Source organism: Phenylobacterium sp. (genome assembly GCF_031412415.1).
GTDB lineage: Bacteria > Pseudomonadota > Alphaproteobacteria > Caulobacterales > Caulobacteraceae > Phenylobacterium.
The window spans coordinates 1-6,447 of sequence record NZ_JANOCX010000033.1 but is presented as its reverse complement, the minus strand read 5'-3'; the positions used below and the strand labels follow the sequence as shown (position 1 = coordinate 6,447).

Genomic DNA, 6,447 nt, shown 5'->3' with positions numbered 1-6,447 from the left:
CAGGGCCGCAATGTCCGGGGCCTGCGCGGCTCGCTGCGAACGACCTGGCGGGTCAATGACGACCTGGTCTTCGAAGGCGGCGCCTACGCCATCTGGAAAGACCTGGATCATCCGATTTTCCAGGTGATCGACCAGCAGAGCCGCAACTACGGCGTCTTTGGCCGGCTGGACTGGGACGGCGAGATCGGCGGGATGCGGGCGGACGCCTTCGCCGGACTATGGCTGCGCTAGGGCGATCTGGACTCCAAATTTTACGCCAACATCCGGGGCGCACGCGGCGCTCCGACCTCGATCTCCCAGCAGAACGCCACGGCCGGCGATCTGTTCGGCGAGGGCCGGCTGTTCGTCAGCGAGCACCTGGCCGTGGTGGCGGGCGCGACCTGGGGCGTGGCGACCCGCGACTATCGCGGCTTCGCCGTGCCCGGCGCTCCCAGCACCTTCAACCTCAGCGCATCGAAGGACTTCGACTGGGTCGCGCCTCGGATCGGTCTGATCTGGGAAGATGAGCAAGGCGCGCAGGTTTTCGCCAACCTCACCAAGTCGGTCGAGCCGCCGAACCACGGTTCGCTGTCGCCGACGGGAACCGGCTTCGCCCCCGTCGAGGCGCAGGAGGCCTGGACCGCCGAGATCGGGACACGGGGTCGCCGAGGGCCGCTGACCTGGGACGTCACCCTGTACCGCGCCCAGCTCGACAACGAGATGTTGCAGTTCACGGTCGGCCCGAACATCCCGGCCTCGACCTTCAACGCCGACAAGACGATCCACCAGGGTCTGGAAGCGGCGCTGGACTGGCGCCTCGCCCCCCAATGGCGGCTGCGCCAGACCTACACCTGGTCGGACTTCCGTTTCGACGGCGATAGGCAATACGGCGACAACCAGCTGCCCATCGTGCCGGAGCACTTCTACCGGGCGGAGCTGCGCTACGAGCACCCCGGCGGCTGGTTCGTGGCGCCCTCGGTGGAGTGGTCGGCCTCCGACGCCTGGGTCGACTATCCCAACACCGTCAAGAGCCCGTCCTACGCGATTCTCAACCTCAACTTGGGCTTGGCCGTGAACAACAAGGTCTCGCTGTTCCTCGACGCCCGGAACATCACCGACGAGGCCTACGTCTCCAACGTCCAGGGCCAGATCCTGCCCAACGCCGTCGGGGCCGCGGCCTATTGGCCAGGCGACGGCCGCGCATTGTTCGGCGGCGTGACCGTGGCGTTCTGACGATGACCCGCCTATCCCTTCACCGGTCGCGCGGTCGCGCGGCGCAGCAGGCAGGAGCCTGACCATGAAGTCCTATTTCGCCCTCTTCGCCCTCACCCTCGCGGCCGCCTGCGCGCCGGCGACGGAGACGCCTGCTGCGGTGGCCGTGAGCGGCGCCTGGTGCCGCGCCGCGCCGGTCGGCGCCTTGTCCGGCGGGTGCTACCTGACCCTGACCGCAAGCGTCGATGACCAGCTCGTGTCGGTGGGGACGCCGGCCGCCAAGCGGGGAGAGATCCACACCATGAGCATGACCGGGGGCATCATGCGCATGCGCCAGTTGAAGGACGGCTTGACCTTGCCGGCGGGCAAGGCGGTTGTGCTGAAACCCGGCGCGGAGCACCTGATGATCATAGGACCCAACCAACCCCTCGCGGCGGGTGGGACCGTGCCGCTGACCCTGACATTCAAGAAGGCGCCGGCCCAGACGATCCAGGCGCCGATCCGGGACGCGGCCGCCGCCGCGCCGCATCACTGATGCGCGCCTTCACATCGGCGGTTCTCGCCGTCGCCCTGGGGCTGACCGCCTGCGGACCCATGCCCCAGGAGACCGGGGCCTCGCAGACCGCCATCCGGATCGGCGGGCCCTTCGCGTTGGTGGACGCCTCAGGTCGTCCCGTCACCGAGAAGACGCTGCTGGGCAAGCCCACGGCCATCTTCTTTGGCTTCACCTACTGCCCCGAGATCTGCCCGACCACCATGGCCGAGCTGACCAACTGGCTGAAGGCGCTGGGGCCCGACGCCGATCGGTTGAACGTGGTCTTCGTCTCGGTGGACCCCGAGCGCGACACGCCCGCTCAACTCAAGACCTACCTGTCGAACTTCGACCCGCGGATCCAGGGGTTCACCGGCTCCCCGGAGGCGGTCGCGGCGGTGGCCAAGGCCTATCGGGTCTACTACGCCAAGGTCCCGACGGACGACGGCTACACCGTCGACCACTCCTCGGCGATCTACCTGTTCGACGCCAAGGGGCGGTTTGTCGAGCCTATCGGATACGGCGCGCCGGGCGAGCGGGCCATCGGCCAGCTCCGCAAGCTGATCCGGGGCTGACCTACAGCTCGTCGAAGGGTGGCGGCAGGCGCCCAGCCCGGAACAGAATCACCGGGTTTTCGTCGTAGTCGCCCATCTCGGTGTCAGCCGAGGCGGAATAGGCCACGACGCCCAGCCGCAGGGTCGAGAGCCGCTCGGCCTTGCGGCGCGCATCCTCCGCCGTGGCGCAGGCCACGGCGGGTTCGGACTTCAGGGCCTGGCCTCGACCAGCCGTGTAGGCCTGGACGAGGTGGACGGTTTCGCGCGCCATGTGGCCCTATTTCTTGTTCGACGGCGGCGTCAGGAACGACTTCGGCGCGTCGGTCGCCTTGACCTTGGCGGTCTTGGGTTTCCGGGTTTCCTTGTTGCTCTTCTTCTGACCCTTGGCCATGGAAGCCTCCTGTTGCGGGATTGAGGTGTGGGGCGACTAGGCGCCCAGAATGGCGGGAACCGCAACGGCGCCCGCGCGCGAACGTCGGCGCTCCTGGTCGCGGCCAAGAACATGGAAACGCTGCCGCAGCAGGCGGAACATCCACACCTGAGCGTCGACCACTTCGCCGGCGGCATGCTCGGGATCACGGGCGATCGTCAAGGTCTCGGCGACCAGGGTCCGCGCTTGGACGGGGTCGTGGGTGAGACTGATGGCGGACACCATCAGTCGCGGCTCCAGCGCCAGGATCTGACGCTCAAGTTCGGCGGCGCGAAGCATGCTGACGCTTTCAGGAGCGGGCGCCAAGACGCGCGACGCGCGGCGGTTTGCACCCTTCCCGGCCGATCGGCCGGTTTCCTTTTCGCGACAATAACACGCCCCGCGAGCGGACGGGGCATCAATCGGGGCGCGACGCAACCGCGCCCAACGCTCCGTGTTGGGCTATGGTGCCGCTGAAGGCCGGAGAGTCCCGGCCGGTTCAGCGGATCGATATCGAGAGACACCATGCGTCCCATGCTCATCACCGTCGGCCTCTCCGCCCTGGCGCTCGGCGCCTGTTCCCAGGGCTCGCCCGAACCCTTCGTGGGTTTTGGCGCCAAGCCGGCCCTGCCCGAACCCCAGACCGGCGGCCTGCCCACGGTCAACGCGCGCAAGGCGGTGGGATGGAGCGCGACCGGCGCGCCCACCGCCCCGGCCGGGTTCACCGTCACCCGCTTCGGGTCGGGGCTCTCGCATCCGCGCTGGCTGCTGGTCCTGCCCAACGGGGACGTCCTGGTTTCCGAAGCCTCGACCGAGGCCAAGCCGCCCAAAGGCATCCAGGGCTGGATCGCCAACATGATGCAGGAGAAGGCCGGCGCCGCCGGCAAAAGCCCCAACAAGATCGTCCTGCTGCGCGACGCCGACGGCGACGGGGTGGCCGAACTCAAGACCGATTTCGCCACCGGCCTGACGCGGCCCTTCGGCATGACCCTGGTCGGCGACACGCTCTATGTGGCCAACGACGACGCGGTGGTGAAATTCCCCTATGTCGCGGGCCAGACCGCCGTGACGGGCGCGGGTGAGAAGGTTTTCGACCTGCCTGGCGGTCCGATCAACCATCACTGGACCAAGAACGTCCTCGCCAGTCCCGACGGGACCAAGCTCTACGCCACGGTCGGCTCGAACTCGAACATTGGCGAGAACGGCATGGAGGCCGAGACCAGCCGCGCCGCGGTGCTGGAATACACCCTGCCGGCGGGGCCGGTGCGAATCTACGCCTCGGGCCTGCGCAACCCCAACGGGCTGGACTGGGAGCCGGTCACCGGCGCCCTTTGGACGGCGGTCAATGAGCGCGACATGCTGGGCCACGACCTGGTGCCCGACTACATGACCAGCCTGAAGGACGGCGGCTTCTACGGCTGGCCCTACAGCTATTACGGCCAGACGGTGGACGCTCGGGTCAAGCCGCCGCGCCCCGACCTGGTGGCCAAGGCCATCGCGCCGGACTATGCGCTCGGCCCCCACACCGCGTCGCTGGGCCTGGCCTTCTGCAAGGCCGACGCCTTCCCGGCGGCCTACAAGGGTGGCGTGTTCATCGGCCAGCACGGCTCGTGGAACCGTAAGCCGCCCAGCGGCTACCGCGTCGTCTTCATCCCCTTCGCCGGCGGCAAGCCGTCGGGTCCGCCGCAGGCGTTCCTGACGGGGTTCCTTGATGGCAAGGATCAGGCCCAGGGCCGTCCCGTCGGCGTGGTGGTCGACAAGACCGGCGGCCTTCTGGTGGCCGACGACGTGGGCAAGATCGTCTGGCGGGTGGCTCCGACCAAGCCCTAGGGGTTCGCCCCCACCGGCCCCGCCCTTACCCGAAGGTCTTGCGAAGGCGGACGAAGAGGGCGCGACCCCATTCCAGGTCCCGCACATCGGTGTAGGCGATGGCGGCCGTGCTGCGCGGACCGGCATAGACCTCGCGAACACGCGCCACGTCGCGCTCCCCGACGTTCTGCGCCTCGATGCGAAGGACAAGGTCCGGGCGCGGCTTCAGCTCCGCGAACACGGTGACGAAGGTCTCGAACTTGCGGGTCTCAATCTCGGTCAGGCGGTAGAAGGTCTCGCGGAAGCCCCCGAACACGTCGACGCCCCAGATCGCCTTCCACCTCGGTAGGTCCTGGGTGAAATGAACATCCCAACTCACCGGATTCAAACCGGAAATCTCGCGCTGTCGCCCGATCGCGGGATCGGTCACCGCGGACTCGCGCCAGGTGACCTGGCCGCGGAACGTGGCGTTCCTTACGCCCAGCCGGGCCAGCGGCGCGGAGAGGCTCGCGGCCAGCTCATCCTTGGTTCCTTCGCCGATATTGGCCGGTCCGTCGGCGACGACCAATCCCGAGCCGATGGGCGCGCGGTCGATCACATCGCTCAGTTCGAAGTGGCGCAGGGTCAGCACCGCCGCCCCGCTCCCCCAGAACCGCCGCTCCAGCGCGGCCTCGACCACCCAGGCCTGCTGCGGCGACAGGTCGGGATTGCCGGCCAGGACCACCCCGGTGCTCGCCACCGAGGACGAGGCCACGAAGTCATCGAAGTTGAGCTGGCTCACCTCGCGCTCGAGGCGCAGGCGCACCTGGTTGGCCGCGTTCGGCGCCCAGGTCAGCGCAGCGCGGGGCTTGGTGAACGACAGCGACTTCTCCAGGCGCACATCGCCCGTCGAGGTGATCTTCGAGGCTTCCTGGCGCAGCGCGCCCTCCACCGTCAGCTCCGCGATCGGCCGCCAAGTGGCGAGGGCGAACACCTCGGCGCGCTTCTCCTCCACCCGCACATTGGCGGCGGGCACGACGACGCGGGCGCCGTTGACCGTCAAGCCGGTCTCGGAGTCCAGACCGTTGAACGCCCCTTCCACGCCCGCTTCCAGCGACAGGGTGTCGGTCTGCCGGCGGCGCAAATTGAACCGGCCGACCGTCTCGGTGACCTTCTTGTCGCTGGTGAACAGGCGGTTGACGGCGGGGCTGGTGAACCGCGCCTGGGTGTCGACATTGTTCCACTGCTGAAACCCGACGGCCTCCAGCGATGTCGCGCCAAACCGCAGGGTGTAGCGGCCGCCGAGTTCGGCCTGCAGCCGATCGTTGCTGATCCGCTCGTCCTCGCGGGTCAGGCCGGGGACGCTCAGCCGGTCGTACAGTTCGACGTCCGACACGTTGTCCATGTAGGCGCCGTTGATCCGCAGCCGTCCCTTGGCCAGCGGGGTCTCGAAGGCGCCGGTCAGCCAGCGGCGCTCGCCCTGGGCGTCGGCGTCGACCAGCGACCGGATCAGCGTCTGGCCGGCGGGCCCGTAGCGGACCCGCGGCCCGTCGCCATAGCTGTCGTCAGGCCCCTTGCCATGGACCATGGAGAGCTCGGCGAGCTTGCCGTTCCAGCGCCATTGCCCCTCGGCGCGCAGCGCGTTCAGCACCCGCCCGTCCGACAGCGGATGCACCGAGACGCTGGCGGCCCCCCGCGCGCCGGCTGCTTGCTTGCGGACCACATTGGCCATGACGGTGCGGCCCTGCATGTCGATGCCAGGCGCTGCGCCGCGGATCACGTCGATGCGGACGATCGAGCCGATGGGGATGCGCTTCAGCACCTCCTCCAGCGTGTCGTTCTTCGACACCGGCGGCTCGCCGTCGATCAGCACATTGCCGCCCGCGCCAGCGAGCCCCCGCACCGCCGCGCCCTTGTCGAAGGTGAATCCCGGCAGCCGCTGAACCATGTCGAGGGCGGTCGAGGTCCCCATC

The 6,447-nt window shown here is 68.8% G+C and carries 8 protein-coding genes and 1 pseudogene; 5 read left to right on the top strand and 4 right to left on the bottom strand.

The genetic code is table 11. The features are described 5' to 3' along the window. The 4 genes and pseudogenes from RMO04_RS01680 to RMO04_RS01665 form a co-directional block, all read left to right on the top strand. Positions 1-231, top strand: a pseudogene (locus tag RMO04_RS01680) (TonB-dependent receptor); the annotation flags it as partial. Between the two features lie 6 nt (positions 232-237). Then, the gene (locus RMO04_RS01675) at positions 238-1,212 is read left to right on the top strand and encodes a TonB-dependent receptor (RefSeq protein WP_309643061.1); all 975 of its coding nucleotides are present in this window, start codon (positions 238-240) and stop codon (positions 1,210-1,212) included. 64 nt (positions 1,213-1,276) lie between these two features. After that, complete coding sequence (locus tag RMO04_RS01670; RefSeq protein WP_309643060.1) at positions 1,277-1,726, top strand: copper chaperone PCu(A)C; 450 nt, start codon at positions 1,277-1,279, stop codon at positions 1,724-1,726. After that, entirely contained in the window at positions 1,726-2,298 is a 573-nt protein-coding gene (locus RMO04_RS01665) for an SCO family protein (protein WP_309643059.1), read from the top strand. The genes RMO04_RS01670 and RMO04_RS01665 overlap by 1 nt, the downstream gene beginning before the upstream one ends. A 1-nt stretch (position 2,299) precedes the next feature. Here the strand turns inward: RMO04_RS01665 and RMO04_RS01660 are convergent, their stop codons facing one another. The 3 genes from RMO04_RS01660 to RMO04_RS01655 are packed head-to-tail and all read right to left on the bottom strand — an operon-like array spanning position 2,300 to position 2,986. Continuing rightward, positions 2,300-2,548, bottom strand: a complete 249-nt coding sequence (locus RMO04_RS01660; RefSeq protein WP_309643058.1) for a hypothetical protein — start codon at positions 2,546-2,548, stop codon at positions 2,300-2,302. Positions 2,549-2,554: 6 nt separating this feature from the next. Further along, positions 2,555-2,668, bottom strand: a complete 114-nt coding sequence (locus RMO04_RS21145; RefSeq protein ID WP_405041449.1) for a hypothetical protein — start codon at positions 2,666-2,668, stop codon at positions 2,555-2,557. Positions 2,669-2,704: 36 nt separating this feature from the next. Then, on the bottom strand, positions 2,705-2,986 hold the full coding sequence (locus RMO04_RS01655) for a hypothetical protein (protein ID WP_309643057.1): 282 nt from the start codon (positions 2,984-2,986) through the stop codon (positions 2,705-2,707). 225 nt (positions 2,987-3,211) lie between these two features. Between RMO04_RS01655 and RMO04_RS01650 the strand changes: the two genes are divergently transcribed. Continuing rightward, entirely contained in the window at positions 3,212-4,516 is a 1,305-nt protein-coding gene (locus tag RMO04_RS01650; protein ID WP_309643056.1) for a sorbosone dehydrogenase family protein, read from the top strand. 25 nt (positions 4,517-4,541) lie between these two features. Here RMO04_RS01650 and RMO04_RS01645 read toward each other — a convergent pair. Further along, positions 4,542-6,447: TonB-dependent receptor domain-containing protein (locus RMO04_RS01645; protein ID WP_309643055.1), on the bottom strand; the 1,906-nt coding region annotated here is incomplete at its 5' end.

Coding starts and splice junctions, on each gene's coding strand:
- RMO04_RS01670 (WP_309643060.1), top strand. CDS start 1,277: ATGAAGTCCTATTTCGCCCTCTTCGCCCTCACCCTCGCGGCCGCCTGC.
- RMO04_RS01665 (WP_309643059.1), top strand. CDS start 1,726: ATGCGCGCCTTCACATCGGCGGTTCTCGCCGTCGCCCTGGGGCTGACC.
- RMO04_RS01660 (WP_309643058.1), bottom strand. CDS start 2,548: ATGGCGCGCGAAACCGTCCACCTCGTCCAGGCCTACACGGCTGGTCGA.
- RMO04_RS21145 (WP_405041449.1), bottom strand. CDS start 2,668: ATGGCCAAGGGTCAGAAGAAGAGCAACAAGGAAACCCGGAAACCCAAG.
- RMO04_RS01655 (WP_309643057.1), bottom strand. CDS start 2,986: ATGCTTCGCGCCGCCGAACTTGAGCGTCAGATCCTGGCGCTGGAGCCG.
- RMO04_RS01650 (WP_309643056.1), top strand. CDS start 3,212: ATGCGTCCCATGCTCATCACCGTCGGCCTCTCCGCCCTGGCGCTCGGC.